Below are 21439 nucleotides of genomic sequence, written 5' to 3' on the forward strand. Positions count from 1 at the left end.
ATGCTGCGCTCATTCTGAACTCGTCGTGTTGACACGTGATCCTAGCCAAGAGCATAATTAAATCAAGATTCAAAAAAGTAGATTCAAGACTGAGGAGCGATGAGCATGCAGCAAAGGGGAGTGTTCTGGCCCATGGCCTTCGAGGCCACGGTTCCGGAATGTCGAGTCATTGAGGGTCAGATCCCCAAGGACATCTACGGTGGGCTGTACCATAACGGCCCGACCGTTCGACGCCCTGCGCGTCAGGGGGTCGAGAGTGTCTTTACCACTGATGGCATGGTTCAGGGCTTGGTTCTCGAGAACGGAAAGGCGTCCTTCCGCAACCGGTGGGTAAGGACGCCCAAGTTCCTGGCCGAGGAGAAGGCCGGAGAAGCCCTCTTCGAGTGGGAGGACTGCGCGATCAGCCAAGACTGGCGTGCGATGGGTCTCGGTGACATCATCCGCAATGAGCAGACGCGTCTGCTTTCTCACAACACGGCGCTGGTGAATGCTTTCCCCTTCGCTGGCGACATCTTCGCGGTTGGTGAGCAGGCCGGGGCTCCGCTTCGCATCGATCCAATAACGCTCGAGACCAAGGGTTTCCCCTCCTGGGGCAAGGACCTCTCACGGGGTATCCGTGAGCCCATCGACGAGAATGACGGCAATATGGCGCCGCACCCGAAGTGGGATGCGGACACGGGGATGCTGTATGCGTGGGGTTACAGCGACGTGCGCCCGTTCGTCACCCTTCACTGGATCAAGCCCAACGGCGATGTCCAGTCGCGTCCTATCCTCGATGCCCCGTACAACACCGTCGCCCACGACGCGTGGTTGTCCGAGAACTACTTCATTCTGCCGTTCCAACCGTTCACGCTCTCGAGCGAAAAGGCGAATAAGGGCCTTGGTGGGTACGGATGGGAAGTCGCCAAGCCGATCATGCTGGCGCTGATCAACCGCTTCGACATCAACTCGGAGATCATCTGGATCACTGCCGACTTGCCGCCGCAGTACATGATGCACATGCTGTCGGCTAACGAGATCGGTGACACGATCCAGCTCGACGCACCGTTGTTCGGGCGTCCGCCGTTCCAAACCGACGAGATGTCAGCACCAGGTGACCCTTTCATTCCGTTCTTCCAGGTTGCGCCGAGTGTGCTTGGCAGATGGACGATCAACCTCAAGACACGAACAGTCACGAGTGAGGTGCTCGACGATGTCATGTGCGAGCTCCCGAAGATCGATGAACGGCACTTCGGCCGACCCTACGACTGGGGTGTTCTCGTGGGAGGCTCGCCCAGCGATAGCAGGCCAGGCGCGATGCGGATGGACACGCTAATTCGACGCAACATGCGCAGTGGGTCGGACAAGCGAGTGAAGTTGACCGCAAATCGCCACGAGTCCCCGTTCGAGCCGGCGTTTGTCCCTCGGACTGTAGACGCCCCCGAAGGCGATGGTTACCTCATCGTTCCTGTGTCCAAGTTCAAGGAGCACCTCGGCGAGTTCCAGATCTTTGATACGGATGACATCAGCACTGGGCCGATCTGTCGCATCGAGCTCCCGTTCCACATGGGATGGACTCCTCACGGGCACTGGATGGACTTTCGCAGTGTTCCGTCACCGCACATGCTCTCCGTCGAGCTGGAGAGCTGAACTCCCAGCTTCGCTGGCGACGAGGCGGACGGCCACATCGAAGACCTGCGAGCCGACGCCCGAGGGAGCGGAGGGCGCGGCCACCCAGCGCCTGCTAACGGAACACGTGGTGGTCGGTGGAGGCGGGTAGCTGGAAACCGGGGATCTCGTGGGCCGTCATCGGCCCGTGAGATCCCCGGCTTGTCATCGGGGGCTCAGTCGACCTCGTTATCGACCTCTTTGAGGAATCCTCCGTTGAGCATGCGCTTGGCGTTCTGGACCAAGGTGTCGACAGACTCTCCGCGTGGCTGCCACCATTCGGTGGACCAATTGAGCGAACCGAGGATGAGCATGCGTGCGAGCCGCTCGTCGACGCCCGGCCGAAGTTGCCCGGGAGTCGTGGACCGCATCGCTTCGGAGATGGAGACGCCCTCGTAGAAGTAAGAGGCACGCTCATCAAGCTGCTCGTAATCTCCTACCCGGTGTCCTTCCAATGCGTTCCGGGCCAGTAGGGCTCTTCGAACCGCTTGGTGTAGGTATTCGCCTTGGCCATCAACTCGCCCATCTGGTCAGCGTCATCGAGGATCTTCTGCTGGCGTGGTGTGGGCTCGAATGGCTTGCCCTTCTCGATGCCGAGGGGCTTGAGCGTCGCCATGAAGAAGCGGTCACCCGCGTGGACCGGCTCATTGGCGAGCTTTTCCACCAGACTCTCCCAATAGGCCATGCCGCGCGGCGGGGTCTGGCTCCACTTGGCGCTGCCGGCTGGGACCGCCTGCTCACTGGGCGGACTCTCGCGCTCGCTCCAGTCATAGGTGCGCATCTGTGGAATCAGTTCGCGTATCGCACGCTCCCGGTCGCGATCCAACAGGCGCACGCCGAAGAGCACGGTATTGGTCGTGGACCGGGCCACAGCCCTTCAACCTTTCGCCCTCTCTGCGGCGTGTGCATCCCCCCAACGGGTGAGACCTCTCTCGTAGTCGTCGAGGGTGCGTTGCTTCAGCCGCCCCTGCGCTACCTTCACCCGCAAGCTGTCCAGCCACGTTCGGGCGTAGTAACCGAACGGCAGATCACCGGCCTTCCGCTGCTCGGCCAGTGCGTTAGTGCCGCCGGTGTGCCTTGCGGCGTTCGTTCGTCGGCTCGGGCCTGCGCTTCGTCACGAGTCGCGAACGACTTCTGCCGATTGCGGGTCTTCTTCCGGCCGTCAGAGCTCGACGGGTCTACCGGGACGGGCAGCCCGTAGGCGTCGCGCTCTCCTTCCTTACAGATTCTAATCAGTCGCTCCGTCGACGCGGCGCGCGCTCATCGGCTTCGCTCCAACGGGATACGGCCTAGGCCACGATGCCCCCGAGTATGTACCGGCGTACATACTCGCGCAGTTCAGCCTTGTCGTCGGTCAGTACGGCCGGATGGGTGACCAGCCAGAACATTTGATAGGTGATCCAGCGCACCGTGGCCGCGAGGTCGAGGTCCGAACGAACAACACCCTGTTCGGCATACCGGTGCAGGATCGGCTTCCAGGACGCCTCCCGGACCGCCATGATGCTCGCCGACTGAAACAGGAGTTCGGCCGCACGTGGCGCGGTGCGGGGATCGAGCAGTTCGTGGAACAGTGGATATTTCGCGGCCACCTCGAGTTCGGTCAGGAAGATCTCGACGAGATTCTCGACCGAGGGGTGACGCCCGACGACATCGAGGAGCTCCGGCGCCTGGCGGACCTGCATATCCTCTATCAACATCGCGATGAGCAGTTCGTCGCGGCTCGAGAAATGCTTGTAGATGGTCTGGCGTGCGATGCCCGCGGCGCGGGCAACCTCGTCCATCGTGAATTTCGTCAATGTGAAGCGTAACAGCACATCTGGCGCGGCCGCCAGAATCCGCGCCCGCATGGGCAGCTTCCGCACCGCGGCATCGTCGTCGATGGTCACAGTGCTCGATACTACCCGTGCGGGGCGGGTGGTCCGGGGCGACCAGAGCGTGTCTGCTATTTGCGGACACGGTGATGGATAACGAGTGCGGCCAGGAGTACGCCACCGAGGTAGGTGGTGGCGTACTTGTCGTAGCGAGTGGCGATCGCACGCCATTGTTTGAGACGCACGAAGCCACGCTCGACGACGTTGCGTTCGCGATTGCGGTCTTTGTCGAATACGGGTGGCCGACCCCCGGCGGATCCCTTGGCCTTGCGTCGACTGATCTGGTCGCTGCGTTCGGGGATGGTGTGCGAGATCCTGCGTTCCCGCAGGTGCTTACGGGTACTCGGATGCTAGTACGCCTTGTCCGCCAACAGTCGGAACGCTTCGGGGTCATGGGCGCGGTGGGCCCCGAGCAAGGGTGCCAGGTAGGGGTTGTCGCCTGCCTGGCCCGGCGAAAGCAACAGCGTCAGCGGGCACCAGAAGGTGTCGGCGAGGGCATGGATCTTGGTGCTCACGCCGCCTCGGGAGCGACCGAGCGCGTGGTTGGTCGGCGGGTTCGTGGGCCAGATTCCTGTCATTCGACCGAGCCCCCTGTGTGCGCATCGGTCAGTGCGCCGGCGGAGTGCTGGTGGGCGCGGACAATGGTCGAGTCGATCGAGAGCCGGCGTTCGAGCTGCGCGTCGTAGTCCGGCGCCGTCGCGCGCACGACGGCGAACATACGCACGTAGGTGCCGTCGTCCGACCAGCGACGGTTGCGTCCCAAATCGACTGCCATGCACCGAAGTATTCAGGCACGTCCCGCACGGTGACCCGGTCCGGAATCGCCAGGTGATCCCTTCCAGGGCCAATCGATGGTCGTTCCACGGATGTCCCTTGCGGCCGGATGGTGCAGGAAGAACGGGCTCGACCACAGCCCACAGCCCACAGGTCATCGGAGATCTCATCGGTTCGCAACACTCACGCAGCATCCCGCACCGATCCTCGAACGTTTAGCAGACACGCTCTAGTGCTGCAACGGCACTTATGGGACGTGTCCGCGGGTTCGGTAGTGGCAGAATCGGGGCCTGGTGCTGTCGGCGTCGCCGCCAGTGTGACCAGGACCAGACATGCTCGTCGGGGCGGGCGTGTCGCAGGATCAGATGCACGAGCAGCCGCCGGTTCTCGGGTACCGTGTGGCCGATCATGCCCTGATCGCCGATCCCGATTCCCCCTTTACTGCTTCGGGTTTCGTTCCTGCGAGCCAGGCGAGGGCGAGCATCGACAGGGTGGTGTGGGCGTACCAGGCGCGGTAGGTGCGCACCTGGTACTGGTCCAGGCCGGCCTCGTTCTTGGCCTGCTGGAAGCATTCCTCGACCCGCCACCGCGATCCGGCGACGGTGGCGAGTTCGGTGAGCGTGGTACGCCGGGGGCCGGCGCAGATGTAGTACGCGATTTCGGTCGGATCCGACAGTGATCGGCGGGCGAGCAGCCAGTGCCCCCGCCCGGGCGCCCAGGCGATCCTGATGGGCACCCGCACCCAGGAGTACTCCCGCGGGCCGTGAGCGCCGTCGCCGGCGGAGATCCGGCGCCGCTGCTTCGGCGGGACCGCGGCGATCATCTCGTCTGCCCGGCCGGTGCGCCCGTCCGGGGTGAACACATCGTCGTTGCGGCGGGTGGCCAGCACGTAGGAAATATCGCGCTCCTCGAGCCAGACCCGCAGGTACTTCACCTGACCGTACGCTTCGTCCGCGGTGAGCCAGGAAAACGGGACCCTCGCGTCGAGCGCGCGTTGGATCATGTGCTGCGCCAGCACGGGTTTGGTCGCGAACTCCACGTCGTCACCGATGCCGGCGGCGTGGCACCGGTCGCGGTCGGAGGTCCACGATTCGGGCAGGTACAGCTCCCGGTCGATCAACGCGTGCCCGGCACCGGACGCGTAGGCGAGGAACACCCCGATCTGGCAATTCTCCACCCGCCCGGCGGTGCCGGAGTACTGGCGCTGCACCCCGGCCGAGCGGGTGCCCTTCTTCAAGAACCGGGTGTCGTCGACGATCAACACCCCGGCCGGATCGCCGAGCCGTTCGACCACATAATCACGGACATCGTCGCGCACCCCGTCGACGTCCCAGTCCGCCCGCCGCAGCAACCGTTGCATCCCGTCCGGGCTCACCTCGCCGGCCCGCTCGGCGAGTGTCCACCCATTCTTGCGTTCCAGGCCCGCAACCAAACCCGCGACATACTCCCGGACCCGGGTGCGCGGTTCCGACCGGGCGAACCGACCGGAGATCCGCTCATGCAACGCTTCCAACTCGGCAGCAACCAGATCGACAACCACCCAACCAGTATCGACTACCTATCAAGCAAGTGCCGTTGCAGTACTACCGGGGCTGCGCCCCAGCCCGACGAGTCGTGTGGTGGCGGCTGCGCTCCGGGGGCCCCGGCCGGTCGGGGTGATGACCCTGGTCGACGACGTCGATCGGGTGTATGAACCGTCGTAGCGGTTGGTTGGCCTGCCGGCCGCCCGATCGTCCGGAGCTCATCATGACCATACCGCGCAGCGTAGCCGACGTGCTCACCACGCACACGCTCTTCGACGTCGAGTGCATCGACCGGATGTACCTCAACGTCTACGTTCCCGGCCTGCAGTACGCTCCCGGCCTGGTCGCCTACGTGCATCGGCAGCTGGGATTGCCGGTCGCCTCCACCGCACCGCTGGCCAGGATCACCGACCGCTTCGCTGCGGCGGTGCACCGCTTCGCCGACACCGGGCACATCCCGTGGGTGGACTTCGCGAAGGGCCAGCGCAAGGACGACGTGATGCACGAGTACCTCGAGCAGTTCACCGCACCCGAGGGGGTGGTGTTCATTGGCCGGGCGCAGGAGAGGACACCACTGTTCCGCACGGAGAAACGACGCGACGCCGACGGCAAGAGTTATCCGTGGATCGTCAAGTCCACCGGCGTGGTCAACCATTACTACTTCTACTGCGTCGACGCCGACTTCGGCCCGTTCTTCCTCAAGTTCTGCTCGTACTTCCCCTACAACGCCAAACTCTGTATCAACGGCCACCACTGGGCCCAGCGTCAGGCCGCGAGGGCCGGGCTCGGGTTCACCGCGCTCGACAACGCCTTCGCCGCCGTCGATGACCCCGACGCGTTGCAGGCGATCTGCGATCGGCTGACCGGTCCACGGATCGACGCCCTCCTCCGGAAATGGCTGGCGATTCTGCCGGATCCGTTCACCGACGCCGATCGGGACGCCGGCTACCGCTACGACCTGTCGGTGTTGCAGGCGGAGTTCTCCCTGACCCAGATGCTCGACGCCCCGGTTTCCGGTCGGGTCTTCTTCGAACAGGTCATCCGCGACAATCTCGATCTCGGCCGCCCCGACCAGGTCACGTTGGTCTTCGACCGGCGGTTGATGCGCCGCGGCCCCCGTGCCACCCCCGGGCGATTCCGCACCCGGGTGATCACCGAGGGCGTCACCCCCAGCCTGCACGTCGATTACAAACACACCACCATCAAGCAGTACCACAAGGAGGGACGCGCCCTGCGCACCGAAACCACCATCAACGACACCCGCGATTTCCACCTCGGGAAACGACTGACACATCTGCCCGCCCTGCGGGAGATCGGCTTCCACGCCAACCGCCGCCTACTGCGCGTCCAACGACTCAGCCACGACCCGATCATCGGCGCCGACGCCCTCGCCGCCATCACCGCCCCCGTCATCACCACCACCGGCACCCGTGTCCCGGGACTACGGTTCGCCGATCAGCGCAGCCACGCCCTGCTCTCCGCACTGCTGGTCTTCCGGCTGCACCCGAACGGCTTCACCAACAAGGACCTGCGCACCCTCACCGGCGAGCTGCGTGGACTCGACCCGGACGAAGTGTCCGCCGGGCAGATGACCTACGACCTGCGCCGGCTGAAAACCCGCAGCCTCATCGTCCGGATCGAGGGCACCCACCGGTATCAGGTCACCGACCTCGGACTCGACACCGCGAAGTTCCTCACCTGTATCCACGATCGGGTCCTGCGCACCGGCCTGGCCGAACTCGCCGCTCCGACAACCACTCCCGGCCGCCTGCGATCAGCTGCCACCGCCTACCGCACCGCCGTCGATACCCTCACCGCCACAGCGCAACTCGCAGCCTGAAATATCAAGCAGTCGAACGTGACCCACACACCACAAACTTGACCCCAAAACCCGGCTACGCCGCTTCTAGCTACCTAGCTACCTAGTCGCTGTCATGTCCCGACAACATGTTATGCCACAATCTCATACCACAAGGGTGGATCCGGGCGACGACTGCGGGGCGTCCTCCGATTCCGGTCGGTTGATGGCCCGCAGTAGGAAGATCATATTCGCGATAAACTGAAGGCCGAAGGCAATGGCCGGAACCCAGAAGCCGAAGATCCCACTCCAAGCGAACGGTCCTGACCGGAAGAACGGCACGATCACAACCGGGGTGAACATTATCGGTGCCCAGATATTCACGTACCCCAGCCAACGAGGGAACAGCGGCTGTTGCCGCTTGTCGCTGAAGATGGCGTAAGCGAACGCGAAGTTCTGCACCATGAACGGGGTAAACGGCATAATCAGGAAGATCCAGCTCATGTCGTTGAGCATCATGGTCAACTCGGGCGAACGTTCCGGCCGGAACGCGGTGACAATGAACAGCAGTCCGGGCACCAGGAAGGTCAGGCACCCGAACGCGCCACCTGCCAGCTGGGTGTACACGACGGTGGAATGCATGCCGGGGATCCGACGCATCTGCCCGGAAAAGACGGCCGTGAATGACGCATAGAACATCGAGGCCGTCATGACCAGAACGGCGCCCATACGGATAGTGTTCGCATTCTCCCGGTAATGGGCGGCCACTTCGGCCTGCGACCACGACGTCGGCATCGGCGGCAGAAATCCCGCGATGAAAAAGCCGGTGAACATAAACAGGATGCAGGCCGGGCCGCTCCAGGCGCATACCTTCTGGATAGCAGTGTGGTTCGTCGCCACTATCACATCGGCGTCATTGTGTTTGAACATCATTTCTCCTAACTCATCGAAAAGACTTGGTACACAGCGTGATCAAGCCCACAGATACATGCCGACGACCGCCGTGCAGACAATCAGGCAGTAGCCGTCGAACAGACCGCGCAACGGCAGCGGGGCATCCCGCAGCTCCATGAAATACATGCCGATGAATCGGACCTTGATAAAGGCGACGAGCAGAATCGCGACGCCGATCAGTTCTCGGTAGGCGTCGGCACCGTGCGCGCTCTCGAAACCCAGCCACCACGACAGCACGGTCGCGGACACCAGTACCAACCACACGGCCGTTGCCGTGGTTCGTGCCAGCGCAGTCAATGTCGGAATCATCGCTACCTCACTAGATACAGCAATGGGAACAGAACGATCCACAGCAGATCGACCATGTGCCAGAAGCAGGCGCCACCTTCGAAGAAGGCGAATCGATGCTCGGTGATCTCGGGTTTACGTGCGAACACGTACAGCGTCACGAGTACTACCAATCCCACGATGAGGTGGAACCAGTGCAACCCGGTCAGCACGAAATAGAACATGAAGAAGTCATTGGTGGCCGGGGTGATCCCGTGACTCACTTTTTCGGCGTACTCCAAGACCTTCAACGCCGAGAAGAGTATTCCGCAAAAGATGGCACCGGCGATCAGGTGAGGCGCCAGCGGCATCCGTTTCCGCACCGCCCGGACAGCGAGCACAACCAGCAGTGAGCTCACCAGCAGCACCACCGTGTTGGCCGCACCGTAGTTCTGATTCAGTGCGACTTGCGACTGATCGAAAATCTCCGGCTTCTTCGCTCGGTAATAGAAGAAGGTGGCGAAGAGGACGGCGAAAATGACCATATCGCCGAATATGAAAACCCAGATGCCCACCTCACCTGGTACTTGGGGAACGGCACGAGGATGTTGCCGAGAATTTCTCGTTACTGTCGACATGTTGCTTCCGCTCGAGGGTCAGGGGTGTCTATTGTGTCCGCAGCCGTCTCGGAGGCGGCGTTCTTGGCGCGTCGGTACAGCAGCACGGTCCTAGATATGAATTGAATCACTATTAAGTATCCTGGCAGTCGACCGATTAGGTGTCAAGCGTCACTTTTTGTCATCTGTCGTCTCCGAGGTCATACCTCGTCTACCGCGGTGCGTCAGGTGCGTCTCCGCGGAAAGCTGCCGGGCGTCGTGTGCGGCGCTAGGCCGTTGAGGTAACCCGTGCGGCTGTTGGCCCACCTGCACACCGCGAAACCTGGAGGCACCCCAACAGCCCGCAGGGAACGCCCACCCATGCCCCCGAGCGGTGGCCCGTTGGTCCGGGCCGCACCCTGCTCGCCAAGGCCGGCGTCCTGATCCCCGTGTCGGATCTGTTCGGTGTCACCGGCCGCCAGAGGCTGGCCCGGGTGCCGCTCGGGGACGCGTACGCGCAGCGGGTGGTCTCGCTGCTCGAGCTGATCGACACTGGAGCCGTTGCACCACAACCACATAGCGAAACCGAATCACGTCGTTGGTCCTCGACGCGGTCTCGGGCCCAGACCAGCCTGCACCGGGCCGGGCCACCGTCAAGACCATTCGTCCTCGCTCACGCTGCGGGCGCTCTGTCTTGACCCCGGCCCTCACCCGGCACTGCCCGCATAGAGGCCGAAACCCGTAAAACTCGACCCTTGACAAGCCCGACACCTACAGGGATGACGACTTACGGTGATCGGAGGCCTATTAGCGGTCCGCCGACGCCACCAGGTTCGGCGACACCGCCCCCGGATCATTCGAGAGACAGGGGCAAGAAGTCATACCGAACATGGCGACCGAAGTCCCGCGGAACGAGACCACGAAGACGGCAACGGGGTGAATCCCGGCTTCCATCGCGTTGTCGGTGACCGGGCAGGACACCGGGTTCAGAAGGGTCCGAGGTTGCATTGCCAGATCGCCGCGATGATGTACAGAACCACGGCCAATGGGCAGTAGGGCATCGCCACCTCAGGCGCCGAAGATTCGGGGAGTCGGTGCCCGTGACACCGGGATTACCGCAACGGCGGGCTGTACGCGGCGTGGTCAGTGCTTTCCGGTCCAGGTGCGGGCCTGTCGGTGGGGTTCGGGTCGGTGTGGATGCGGTGTGCTCGGGCGTTTTCGTGGTCGACGATCGCGTTCTGTCACTGCAGGTCCGAGCATGCGCCGGAGGGTGCGCAGGGATCGGGAAACCCGAGCCGGGCGCCGATCTGCGCCCAGGAACCGCCCTGGGTGAGGGCGGCGGTGATCGCCTGGGCGAGGAGTTCCTCGGCTATCTCTCCGGGCGTGGCGAGAGTGCCGCGGTCGTCGTCTCGGTGCTGCTGCTGCGGCCGGTCCTTTCGGTAGGTGTGGACTGGCTGATCCGTCCGGGGATTGTCGCGAACCGCGGGCCGGTGCAGCGGCGATGTTCGCCGGCAGCGAAAGGGGGAGCGGAGGGACCGGTCCGCTGTGAGTCGACGGCGCTGACAGGCCAGTCGGTCTGAGAGAGCATCTGAAACTCGGTGATCGTCGGCGTGTGACGGATGGGAAACAAGTGAACTCCTGGAAGGTCAGTGAGTGCTTACGTCCCCGCCCTGCCAGGAGCTCACTTGCCATCATCGCTCATCGAGCTGTGCCCGTCATGCCCCACCCCGGATCACTCCAGGACACCGGTGCGCGGTGTACCCCTCATCGTCCATCGCCGATGTACAGTGGGTGCTCCGCGAACCCCTGCTCCCGCCTCCCGGCAACACCGGAGGCGGCGGTGGTCGACCCGAAAAGCACTGCCGCCGTCTGGTGCTCGACGCCATCTTCGACGTCGTGCGGGGCGGCATCGCGTGGCGGCAGCTGCCGGCGGAGTTCCCGCCCGCCACCACGGTGTACGCGATCTTCGCCCGGTGAGTCCGGGCGGGGGTGTGGCAACGGATCCACGACGCACTGCGCGATCGCGCCCGTGTGCGGGGCGGCCGCGATCCGCAGCCGTCGGCGGCGATCATCGACTCCCAATCGGTGCAGGGCGCCGACACCGTGCCCGGGTCGAGTCGTGGATACGATGCGAGGAAGAAAACGAACGGGCGCAAACGGCACATCGCTGTGGACTCGAACGGGCTGTTGCTGGCGGTTGTGGTGACGATGGCCGGTATTCAGGACCGGGACGGCGCGTTCCGGCTCCTGGCTGCGCTGCGCGCCCCCTGCTCGACGATCAGTTTGGTGTGGGCCGACGGCGGCTACGCCGGCAGGCTGATCGAGTGGTGTTCTGTCGCTGACTGTTCAGGTCGTCAAACGCGCCGACGACGCCAAGGGATTCAAGGTTCTTCCCCTCAGGTGGGTGGTCGAGAGAACGTTCGCGGGGATCTGTAAACACCGCCGCTGCGTCCGCAACTACGAGAAGCGGCCCGACATCACGAAGCTATAGTCTACATCGCCATGATCGCGACCACGTCACGCCGACTCTCTCGGATGGCCTGACCCGAACCGGAGCTTTCAGATGCACTCTGAGGAGTGCATCGACTCTGGCGTCACCGTCGGTTCCCGGATGGAGTTCGGCAAGGTCACCAGCTTCAGCAGCAACCACAGCACCGCCGATAACTTCGCTGGCCACCCGCCGTATATGGCACGGGGCCGATCTGTCGCATCGAGCTCCCGTTCCACATGGGATGGACTCCTCACGGGCACTGGATGGACTTTCGCAGTGTTCCGTCACCGCACATGCTCTCCGTCGAGCTGGAGAGCTGAACTCCCAGCTTCGCTGGCGACGAGGCGGACGGCCACATCGAAGACCTGCGAGCCGACGCCCGAGGGAGCGGAGGGCGCGGCCACCCAGCGCCTGCTAACGGAACACGTGGTGGTCGGTGGAGGCGGGTAGCTGGAAACCGGGGATCTCGTGGGCCGTCATCGGCCCGTGAGGTCCCCGGCTTGTCATCGGGGGCTCAGTCGACCTCGTTATCGACCTCTTTGAGGAATCCTCCGTTGAGCATGCGCTTGGCGTTCTGGACCAAGGTGTCGACAGACTCTCCGCGTGGCTGCCACCATTCGGTGGACCAATTGAGCGAACCGAGGATGAGCATGCGTGCGAGCCGCTCGTCGACGCCCGGCCGAAGTTGCCCGGCCGTTCGCACGTCCCGGAACAGCTTCCTCCACAGCACCGCGTATTTCTGCTGCTCGGCGAGTTGCCGATCGCGCAGCTCGATGGGCATCTGGGCGGCATTGCGAATCGCGGCCATTGTGTAGTCGGACTCGGTCAGAATGAAGCGTAGGTGCTGCTCCAGTGCGATGTTCAGGCGTTCCGCGGGTGACACGCTGCTCGCAGCTTTGAGGGCCTTGCGCACATGGTCGTGCAAGTGTGCCATTCCCTGCCAGATGACCTCTTCGATCAGGTCCTCGCGCGATTCGAAGTAGTAGTAAATTGCCGGTGCTTGACACTCGGCGCGGTCGGCGATATCGCTCAGGCGAGTTCCGGAGAAACCTTTGCGGCACAAAATGTGCGCCGTGGCATCCAAGATCCGGGCTCGGGTCTTGGCGGACTTGGTAGTCGCTAAGGGAGCGCTGCTGGCATTGTTCGTCGCTAGGCGTGGCACAAACCCGATTCTAACTGCCCTTCTACGGTCGTGCCTGCGACACCCTGGTTTTGTTGACGATCCCGGTCACATGCACCTATTATTTAGTCTGAATTAGATACTTCCGGGAATGTTGGTCCTCGTTCAGCTGGCCCGTAGCGCGCCGTGAAGTCGTGATGACGCGCGATGTGTTTCGTGTGCCGAACGATCCTCGAGTTTGGAGTGAGAAGAGAAGATGGTGGAATCGATGAGCTGGACGGTTGTCGGCGGGGCGTCGGGTGGTTTGGGTCGGGCCATCGCTCGTAGCCTGGCGGAGGATGGCCATGACGTCGTCGTGGCGTATCGAGGCAATCGTGCGGGGGCCGACGAGACGGCGGAGCTCGTCCGTTCGAGTGGTCGAAAGGCCATGATTGAGCAGGTTGATCTTGCGATTCCCGACGAGGCTCGGGCCTTTGCGAGCCGAGCGGATGCCGGCGCCGTGCGAGGTGTCGTCTACGCGGCGGGCCCGGTGATTCCGATGTCGTTCATCGCCAAGACTGAGCTCGAGACCTTCTCACGCGTGATCGACAACGACCTCAAGAGCTGCTTCAACTTGGTGCAGCCTTTCCTGCCGATGCTCCGTGCTTCGTCGGGTGCAGTAACCGCCATCGTCACACCGGTGATCGCGGTACAGCAAGATGGACCTGATGTCGTCGGCCCCAAGGCGGGGGTTCAGGCATTGATCAGGGGCATCGCCGGCGAAGAGGGGCGATTCGGTGTTCGCGCGAATGCTGTCGGCGCCGGCGTCATCGAGGGGGAGGGCATGTTCGACAAGTTGGTGAAATCGGGGGTCTTCACGGAACAGGGCCTGGCCTTGGCGAAGTCGGAGACGACCCTTGGTCGGTTCGGGGACGTGACTGACGTGGCCGAGGCAGTCCGATTCCTCATGTCAGATCGTGCCGGCTGGATTACCGGCCAGACTCTCAACGTCGATGGAGGGTACGGAGTCTGATCGCGATTCGCGTCGTGAGCATCCTCTGGTGCGCGATGCGTTCGAGTGTCACCGGTAAATCCCCGGCCGCGTCACACGGGACTCGGGTGGCTCGCGGTCGGGGGTGCGAAGACATGGCCCTCTTTTCGGGCAACACCGCGCCGACCCAAAGTGAGCGGCCAAGGTCCTCCGACGGCGACCGTGCGGGCATCGCTGGTCCTGATCGGGCGCGTCGAAGATGTGGTTCAGATCATCGACCACGCGGTATTGATCGCGTGGGGGGTTCGAACGAATGCTTCTGTTCGCCCAAAGTTTAATGTACAGTAAAATATCTCGGGAGCTTCCCGGTCCGCCGGAGCCCCCGCGCGAGGAAAGGCTGCCTATGTCGGAGGAACTGCACGTGTCGGTGGATGAGCACGTCGCCGTGCTTACGGTCGATCGTCCGCTCGCCAATAACTCACTCGGAGGGTCTCTGCTGAGGGAACTCTTGGACGTCTCCGCCGAGCTCGAACGTGACGACAGCGTTCGCGTCATCGTCACGACCGCGAACGTCTCGGACGGCGCGACGGCGTGGAGCCCCGGCGTCGACTTTGCCCAGCTGGACGGCAAGCTCGGTCCCGGCGCGGACGCGGATGTCATGTTTTACGGCGGAGTGATGCAGGGTGATCACGCCTCGCTCGGGGTCTCGGCTCAAGCTCGACGTTTCGACCCGTTGGGGCCGGGCCGATGGATTCTTCAGATGCTTAACAACTTTCAGAAGCCCACCATCGCGGCCATCAATGGAGCCGTGGCTGGCGGAGGCATCGGATGGGCTGGCCTGCACACTTACCGCATTGCGGGCGAGTCGGTGAAGTTCAAAGCTGCGTTCGGCACACTTGGATTCGGCCCCGACATGGGAGCCAGTTATTTCGTCACCAAGCTGATGGGACAATCGGCGGCGACGGACTTCTTGCTGCGGGACCAGCCGATGTCGGCGGAAGATGCGCACCGTGCAGGCTTCGTCAACCAGGTGGTCCCTGACGGCCAGGTGCTGGAGCACGCGCTGAAGGTTGCCAAGGATCTAGCGCAGCTGCCACCACTCGGGTTGCGGGCGACGGTCCGTGCCTTGCGAGGTGCTGAGACGAATACCCTGGCCGAGCAGCTTGACCTGGAGTGGGACAACCAGCGCATTACCTTTGCCACCGAGGACGCTGCCGCGGCCTTCGAGGCATTCAAAACACGCACGAAGGGGACGTACGTCGGCCGTTGACCGGAGGTGATCCGGTCTTCATCCACGATTCGAAGGAACACCATGCAGGGCATTGAAGACATGGACGCCATCGTCGTACGATCGATCCGCGAGCGGCGCGCCGAGCCGTCCGCGACGAAGTGCCGACGGCGCCGAGCATGCGCATCCCCAAGTTCAGCGCTGCTGCAGGCGCCGGCATACGGGATGCGGGATGCGGAACTCTCCGGTATTTGTTTGACCCGTCGAGGCCTCAACCGGGTAGATTCCAGGAGTCCTCGCGTGAATGAGGGATTCGTAAAGTCGCCATCTGAAAGGGTCGGCCGAGGGGCAGGGGACGGCGAGGACCTGGAGGGAATCGGCCCGGTACCAACGATCGCCTGGGGACCCTTGCTCGGTCAAGCGACAACTGTGGCAGAGCAGGACGTCCCGGGCGATCTCGTCGATAGACGACGCGCGGTCCGTGATCTCGGTCGGGCGCTCCGCGCCCTCGGGACCGACTCGGTCATGTCGGAGGTACCTACCAAGATCCTCTGCCAGGCGAGGCTTCTGGTCGCCGAGGCCACCTCGATCCTAGGCGCGACGAGCCGGCAGGCCGGTGTGCCCTCCTCGGTTGACGACCCGTACAACGGCGTACGAATGTTCTCACCAATGACCGGGGAGGGGAGTCCATTCGTTGCTCCGTTATCGTTCGAGACTGTCGACGGCGTGGCCAGCGCCACCTGTACGTTCGGTGAGGCATTCGAAGGCCCGCCGCACCACGTACATGGCGGGATCTCGGCAATGCTGATGGATCACGCGCTGGGGCACGTCGTGGCAGACTCAGGCAAACCGGGCCTGACCCGGAAGCTCGTCGTCCAATACTTGCGCCCCGTCCCCTCCGGGGTGGAGCTGCTCGTGCGCGGGCGAGTGGTCGCCAGCGGGGACGGCGATGTCTTCGCTCAGGCGTGGATAGCCGCCGCTGCTGAGCCGGGGACGCGACTGGTGACGGCGGACGGGCACTTCCGCCTGCTGCGCCCGGAGCAGGCGGCGAAGCTTATGAAGCAGTTCGCCTGACTGGAATCGACTGGCTTCTGCTTCTTGCGAGCAGAATGACCGGGACCTCCGCAGGATGCCCGCACAACTGGCCTTCGGCGTCGAAAGCATTACCGGACATCCGGTGGCACGCCTCGCCGTGCCACCGGTCCTCGGGGCCACGAGACGATCTCGAAGATTGCAGACGTCGTCTCGCTCAGGGAAAGCCAGGCCTGGCTCTAGCGACTGCTCGAAGAGTCTGCGCCGAACCGGCCAATCCGGTGGCGGTCGGCACGGGTTGCCTCGATCGCCTCCGTGAGGCCGGTGCGCCCCTCACTGCGGGGATCCACACGTCTCCGGACGCCGGCGTCCTGCACGAAGGTCAACATAGCTACGAATGCACGGTGTGGCCGACATCGCGATCGGAAACCGGCTGAGTCGCCTCGTGCTGCGGGATGTGGCGCTTCCTGCGTCTGACCACCGACTGCGACCCGGGCGTACCTTCGCCGAGCAGATAGACGGTGTGATGTGCACGGCGCACCCCCAGATGCTGAAGGGAAGCCTCGAAAGAATTTGGCTGGCGGTTGCCGGCCGCTCCGGAACCCAGCGACAGAACTGTCGGGACACAGCACCCAGCTACGACTTGTCCGTGCGCTTCCAGACCCGGCATCGGGCGGTGAAGGTCCTCGGAGTCGACGACTTCGCCCTTCGACGACGGCACCGGTCCGGGATCGTCCTGATCGACATGGCCACCGCCCTCCCCGGCGACGTCCTCACCGACAGGAAGGTCGATTACCTTCGCCGACTGGCCGACCGCGTGCCCGGGCACGACCGTGGTGCCGTGTTGGCGCCGGCGCTTGCGTCGAAGGGGCGCGCACGGGGGCGCCGACGCGATCGAGGTCGCCGAAAACTGACAGCTGTGGCATAACCTGGCCGAAGCCGCGCGGAAAACATTGCCGCTCAAAGCGTTTGTCTCCGACTCAGGGCTGCAGACGATCCCGAACGGCACACCGAACTCACCGCCGCGGAGGACTTCCGGCGGACCGCCGAACAAGCGTTGACCGCGCGCCGCGAGCAATCCGTCCTCGTCGCCTCCACCCAGCGCCGCTATGAAAGCGGTTTCCGCGCTCGAGGCCCAGGGCAAGTGGATCAAACCGATCCAACGGGGCTCGGGCGCGCTGAGGAGAACCGTGCGTCGGCCGTTTGGCAGCGTCGCCAACTGCTGGCCGCCCCGCAGGCCGGTCGGCACTCGGGTTGGACGAGTCCACCGTACATCTGCACGGGCGAAAATCCCGAACGTTCGGCGCGTCGCCTCGCGGATCCTGCACCGACCTGAGGGCATCACCGACGACGAGCAGCAAGTCCTCGCCAACTGCCAGCACCTTGAGACCACCGCCGCGTTCGTACCTCGTTCGCCCGAGATGCTGACCAGCACACGGCGACCGTGTCAACCTTGGAAGGCGGCCGTCTCCTCGAACGATCTGCCGAACCTGCATCGATTCGTCCGGGGGATCGGACGCGACCGAGCCGCGGTCCTCAACGGGCTGACCACCTGCCCGACAACTCCGGCGCTGTCGAGGGAAACGTAAATCGAATCAAAACGCGCGAGCGGCAGAGGGATGGACGCGCCGGATTCGACCTCCCACACATGCGAATACACCTCAGCCACTGACATACTCAGGAACCATCACGGAGAATGAGCCAGAGCCATTCGAACCTGACACACGCACGCGGCCGCAGTCGCGCCTTGGAGTTTCCCGGGAGCGGTTGCAGCGACCAAGCCGTGGCCACATTGCTGTGACCGTCCATGACATCGAGGTGAAACGCCACCCGTGACTGTCAGAGTCTGAGTTCATCGATGGCGCTCACGACCGCAGTCGTGGACGTTGCGCCATTGTCGGCTGCAGCACCGGACTCGGTCCCTCATCCTAGCCTTCGGCAACCCGGCTTGTTGTGTCAAAAAATCAGAGCAGCAATGACTTACGCAAAATTCTCGACTGTCACGGCTGCCCCCCGATCGTGCGTGTACATCAATGCCGCCGGCCGACCGTGTGTAACTCGGGGAGCTCTCACCACCCTCGCCCGACGCAGCTAGTTTCACGTCCGGTCGGCGGCCGCGTTGACCTCCTACACCGGTCCCGGAGAGGGGCTTCATCGGCGTCCTCCGCTCCCGGCTCTCCCGGCCCGGCAATCGGCAACTTGTACCGAGCCCTGCACACCACGGTCATCACCTCGTACTGTCGGACACGGTCGGTCGTGGTTACACGTGCTACCGCGCTGTGGGCACGAGTCGCCAGGACACGTTGCGCTGCTTGAAGACGGTTCCACCCTCTGCGGTGGCGGGCCGGGAGGACCCTCGGGGACGACTCCGAATCTATTATCCTGCCCGGCCCGCGGACACCCCACGCGTCGGTACGTCGGACCAGTCACGTCTTCCTCGTTTGAGGAAGACTGTGCGCATCACGCGTCCTCGAGCTCCACAGGCGAGGCAGCGCGTTCGAGAACTTCGACGGTTCCAGAATTGCCGTTAACGCGAATACGGTCGCCCGTCTTGATGGTGCGGCTTCCGCTCCGGGTGTTCACGACGCACGGCACCCGAAGCTCGCGGGCCACGACCGCTGCATGGCTAAGTGCTCCGCCGATGTCCACGACAAGGGCGGACGAGATGAACATCACCGAGGACCAACTCGGGTCGGTCGTCGGAGTCACTAGAACCTCGCCAGGTTGAACCGCGGCGAAATCAGGCTCGTAAAGGACACGCGCGATTCCCTCGACGACTCCTGCGCTAACACCGATGCCTTCAAGAGTCATCGCTCCCTCGGCGGTCAGACCGTCATCGGCGCCGACCGGCGTCGCCTCCGGCATGCCCTTCCACTCGCTCGGGATCGACAGCGCTGCGTAAGCATCCCGTCGCTCGCGCCGTTTCCGCACAAGCGACTTAACGTCGCTAGGTGTGTTTTCGACTTCTGCCGCGGTCAAGTAAAAGATGTCGTCGGTGTGCTCCAGAGTGCCCGCTTCAACGAGCAGTGCGCCAAGGCGCCGCGCGGATGCCCGGGTTCCATCGAGACCTTGCACCAACGACCGCTTTGCCGCACCGCGCAGCGGAATCCGTGTCGCTGCGAGTTTCAGCAGGAACCGAACGGCTGGTCTTTGCCATCTCGGCGTCGCAGCAAGCAGCTGTCGCGCCGCCATACCGGCCGCGATGTGGTGATCCGCCTCGCGAAGGCGAGGATCCTCATCGTCGTCTTGGAGGGCATAGGTCTCGATCAGTGTGCGCAGCGGCTCGGGATTCTCACGCCACACAACACTCGATATTTCGCCCTCCGACGGACCGTGCATTCCATGCCGCGCGACGACCTCGTCAAAGCGGAGCTCGTTGCGTGACGCCTTCCAGACGTCGGTGACGAGTCCCGAGACCTCAGCCCCACCGGAGCCGCTCAATGCCGAGATATCCACTCCAGCACGCTTGGTCAGTCGTTCAAGAATGTCGTACACCGGAACGATGCCTGCAAGGGAGCCGACGACCTGGGTCTCCAGGGCTCGGTCGAAGTGCCGTGTGGCGACGCGGAAGTTTTCGGTCGCCTCGGCTACCGTCAACGCTTTGGACACGCGCTGAAGATGCGGTGCGTACCAGGCGTCGACCGCTTTGACGGTCTCCCGGATCTCCTTGGTAACGGTCATGAATGTCCAGGGGAATCTGCCGGCGATAATGGGCCATCGACGACGTGTGGGATTCGCCTGCCAACCGTCGGGAACACGACCAAGGATGGATATGACGATGTCCTCGCTTGAAGTTCCAGGCATACGGTCGCCCATTGTGCCCATGTATTCGACCTGGATGGTGGGGCGGCCATAGAACACACGGAAGTAGTGGCGGTCGGCGTCATCAGTGAATTCCGACTCTGCCCGAGACAGAACTCCGATTCGGAATGCGGCCTTCAATGCGGCCTTCTCGAGCGTCCGGTGCCACAGCGTCCAGTTCAGGGGAGTTAGAACCCCGGGCATCGCCTCGCCGAGGTTAGACGTGGTCCAATGAAGGTTCGGAGTGCTCGACGAGTGCAGCGGATCCCATCGTTGGGGTGTGGTGAGGTCCGAGTCGTTACCGGATTGGGACTGCTTAACCGGGGGGACGGGTTGCGATGCCCAGACGGTTTCCGGCCTCGCCTGCAGGAGCTGCACCTGTGAGGACGGTCCGGACCCGGCAATTGCCCACTCGACGTCCATCGGGGCGCCGAAGGCCGTCTCGATCTCTCGTCCGAGTTCGGCGATCCTGCACACTTCCTCGTTGCTGAGGGACCAGTCCGCACGCTCGCCGGGCGAGACTTCTACCTTGCGAACCTGCTGACTCGCCTCATCGAAGCGGTACGCAATCTGCTTATCCCCGATGACGCGCTTGCGCAACCCAAGAGTTTTCTTGTCGACCCAGAAGGAGTCCGGCGTGACCTCCCCGGCTACGACGGCTTCGCCGAGCCCGTAGTTCGATTCGATGTACAGCGCGTCGCGGTCACCGTTGGCCGGATCGAGGGTCATCATGACTCCTGCCGCACGAGCTTGTACCATCTCCTGAACGACCACCGCCATGGCTACATCCTCAGGCGGAACTCCCAAGCGGGCCCGATAGGCGATGACACGCGGGCTGAAGAGGCTTGCCAGCACCGTACGATATGGGTAATAACCTGGTCTGCCCCCTGCACCCAGAGATAGGTGTCCTGCTGTCCAGCGAAAGAGGCGTCTGCACGATCCTCGGCGATCGCGCTGGACCGCACGGCGACGGGAGTCGGGGACAAGCCCAGCCCGCGGTATGCATCTTCGATAGTCGTGCGAAGCTCATCACTGATGAGCGCTTCCGTGAAGAGCGCGGAAATCACCTCAGACACGGCTGTGAGATCGCCCTCGGGGTCGGCTCCGCGAAGAGCGCTCTCGATGTGCTCGTTGATGCCCGCAGCCTTCACCGCCGCCCGGTACGCGTCGGTTGTAACGACGAAACCCGGAGGTACGGTCATGCCCGACCGCATAAGCGCTCCGAGTCCCAGCGCCTTGCCCCCGACCTCCGATGCGACATCCTCTCCGCACTTCTCGAGCGGCATCACTGCGATGACGTCCATGAACCTCTGCCTTCTGTCTGAGTTAACGATTGAAAATGTCGTCGCGCGGTGACGTAAATTCAC

The 21439-nt window shown here is 63.5% G+C and carries 18 protein-coding genes and 3 pseudogenes; 9 read left to right on the forward strand and 12 right to left on the reverse strand.

Annotation, left to right across the window (positions count from 1 at the left end):
- Positions 1–99 precede the first annotated feature (99 nt).
- Positions 100–1629: a carotenoid oxygenase family protein gene (locus JWS14_RS46515; RefSeq protein WP_105417949.1), complete on the forward strand. Its 1530-nt coding sequence runs from the start codon at positions 100–102 to the stop codon at positions 1627–1629.
- 194 nt (positions 1630–1823) lie between these two features.
- Here JWS14_RS46515 and JWS14_RS46520 read toward each other — a convergent pair whose 3' ends face one another.
- The 5 genes and pseudogenes from JWS14_RS46520 to JWS14_RS46540 all read right to left on the reverse strand — a co-directional run bounded on the left by JWS14_RS46520 (position 1824) and on the right by JWS14_RS46540 (position 5832).
- Positions 1824–2018, reverse strand: coding sequence for a TetR-type transcription factor C-terminal domain-containing protein (locus JWS14_RS46520; RefSeq protein ID WP_206016905.1), 195 nt, complete (start codon positions 2016–2018; stop codon positions 1824–1826).
- Between the two features lie 65 nt (positions 2019–2083).
- A complete protein-coding gene (locus JWS14_RS46525) occupies positions 2084–2518 on the reverse strand; it encodes a DUF1254 domain-containing protein (RefSeq protein WP_206016906.1) in 435 nt (144 codons plus the stop codon).
- Positions 2519–2936: 418 nt separating this feature from the next.
- Positions 2937–3533 carry a TetR/AcrR family transcriptional regulator gene (locus JWS14_RS46530; RefSeq protein WP_105417951.1) on the reverse strand — a complete coding sequence of 199 codons (597 nt, stop codon included), beginning with the start codon at positions 3531–3533 and terminating at the stop codon, positions 2937–2939.
- Positions 3534–3589: 56 nt separating this feature from the next.
- Positions 3590–4462: pseudogene (locus JWS14_RS46535) on the reverse strand (IS5 family transposase).
- A 236-nt stretch (positions 4463–4698) separates the two neighbouring features.
- A complete protein-coding gene (locus JWS14_RS46540) occupies positions 4699–5832 on the reverse strand; it encodes an IS701 family transposase (protein ID WP_206016907.1) in 1134 nt (377 codons plus the stop codon).
- A gap of 206 nt (positions 5833–6038) precedes the next feature.
- Between JWS14_RS46540 and JWS14_RS46545 the strand changes: the two genes are divergently transcribed.
- Positions 6039–7655 (forward strand): hypothetical protein, encoded by a 1617-nt coding sequence (locus JWS14_RS46545; protein ID WP_206012473.1) that lies wholly within the window; start codon positions 6039–6041, stop codon positions 7653–7655.
- A gap of 123 nt (positions 7656–7778) precedes the next feature.
- Here JWS14_RS46545 and JWS14_RS46550 read toward each other — a convergent pair whose 3' ends face one another.
- From JWS14_RS46550 to JWS14_RS46560, 3 genes are read right to left on the reverse strand one after another with little or no spacing between them, the layout of a single operon-like run.
- The gene (locus JWS14_RS46550; RefSeq protein ID WP_206016323.1) at positions 7779–8546 is read right to left on the reverse strand and encodes a hypothetical protein; all 768 of its coding nucleotides are present in this window, start codon (positions 8544–8546) and stop codon (positions 7779–7781) included.
- Between the two features lie 39 nt (positions 8547–8585).
- Positions 8586–8876, reverse strand: coding sequence for a cytochrome C oxidase subunit IV family protein (locus JWS14_RS46555; protein ID WP_206016322.1), 291 nt, complete (start codon positions 8874–8876; stop codon positions 8586–8588).
- 2 nt (positions 8877–8878) lie between these two features.
- Positions 8879–9409 carry a cytochrome c oxidase subunit 3 gene (locus tag JWS14_RS46560; RefSeq protein WP_241031723.1) on the reverse strand — a complete coding sequence of 177 codons (531 nt, stop codon included), beginning with the start codon at positions 9407–9409 and terminating at the stop codon, positions 8879–8881.
- 440 nt (positions 9410–9849) lie between these two features.
- On the opposite strand from JWS14_RS46560, the pseudogene JWS14_RS52285 reads away from it, so the two are divergent.
- The 4 genes and pseudogenes from JWS14_RS52285 to JWS14_RS52095 form a co-directional block, all read left to right on the forward strand.
- A pseudogene (locus JWS14_RS52285) lies at positions 9850–9981 on the forward strand (IS110 family RNA-guided transposase); the annotation flags it as partial.
- A gap of 669 nt (positions 9982–10650) precedes the next feature.
- Positions 10651–11010 carry a hypothetical protein gene (locus JWS14_RS46565; protein ID WP_206016320.1) on the forward strand — a complete coding sequence of 120 codons (360 nt, stop codon included), beginning with the start codon at positions 10651–10653 and terminating at the stop codon, positions 11008–11010.
- Positions 11011–11185: 175 nt separating this feature from the next.
- Positions 11186–11407, forward strand: a complete 222-nt coding sequence (locus JWS14_RS52090; RefSeq protein ID WP_420855173.1) for a transposase — start codon at positions 11186–11188, stop codon at positions 11405–11407.
- Positions 11408–11419: 12 nt separating this feature from the next.
- Entirely contained in the window at positions 11420–11866 is a 447-nt protein-coding gene (locus tag JWS14_RS52095) for a transposase (protein WP_420855160.1), read from the forward strand.
- 569 nt (positions 11867–12435) lie between these two features.
- Here JWS14_RS52095 and JWS14_RS46575 read toward each other — a convergent pair.
- A complete protein-coding gene (locus JWS14_RS46575) occupies positions 12436–13005 on the reverse strand; it encodes a TetR/AcrR family transcriptional regulator (RefSeq protein WP_206032248.1) in 570 nt (189 codons plus the stop codon).
- A gap of 292 nt (positions 13006–13297) precedes the next feature.
- Between JWS14_RS46575 and JWS14_RS46580 the strand changes: the two genes are divergently transcribed.
- The 3 genes from JWS14_RS46580 (at position 13298) to JWS14_RS46590 (ending at position 16313) form a co-directional block, all read left to right on the forward strand.
- Positions 13298–14053, forward strand: coding sequence for an SDR family NAD(P)-dependent oxidoreductase (locus tag JWS14_RS46580; RefSeq protein ID WP_206016909.1), 756 nt, complete (start codon positions 13298–13300; stop codon positions 14051–14053).
- Positions 14054–14414: 361 nt separating this feature from the next.
- Positions 14415–15281, forward strand: coding sequence for an enoyl-CoA hydratase/isomerase family protein (locus JWS14_RS46585; RefSeq protein ID WP_141471507.1), 867 nt, complete (start codon positions 14415–14417; stop codon positions 15279–15281).
- 627 nt (positions 15282–15908) lie between these two features.
- Positions 15909–16313 (forward strand): PaaI family thioesterase, encoded by a 405-nt coding sequence (locus tag JWS14_RS46590; protein WP_259376156.1) that lies wholly within the window; start codon positions 15909–15911, stop codon positions 16311–16313.
- A 349-nt stretch (positions 16314–16662) separates the two neighbouring features.
- Here JWS14_RS46590 and JWS14_RS46595 read toward each other — a convergent pair whose 3' ends face one another.
- The 3 genes and pseudogenes from JWS14_RS46595 to JWS14_RS52100 all read right to left on the reverse strand — a co-directional run.
- A complete protein-coding gene (locus tag JWS14_RS46595; protein WP_206016910.1) occupies positions 16663–17520 on the reverse strand; it encodes a hypothetical protein in 858 nt (285 codons plus the stop codon).
- Positions 17521–18731: 1211 nt separating this feature from the next.
- Positions 18732–20276 carry a PEP-utilizing enzyme gene (locus tag JWS14_RS46600; RefSeq protein WP_420855181.1) on the reverse strand — a complete coding sequence of 515 codons (1545 nt, stop codon included), beginning with the start codon at positions 20274–20276 and terminating at the stop codon, positions 18732–18734.
- A 168-nt stretch (positions 20277–20444) separates the two neighbouring features.
- Positions 20445–21376, reverse strand: a pseudogene (locus JWS14_RS52100) (PEP/pyruvate-binding domain-containing protein); the annotation flags it as partial.
- Positions 21377–21439: the final 63 nt, after the last annotated feature.

This window comes from Rhodococcus koreensis (assembly GCF_017068375.1).
GTDB lineage: Bacteria > Actinomycetota > Actinomycetes > Mycobacteriales > Mycobacteriaceae > Rhodococcus_F > Rhodococcus_F koreensis.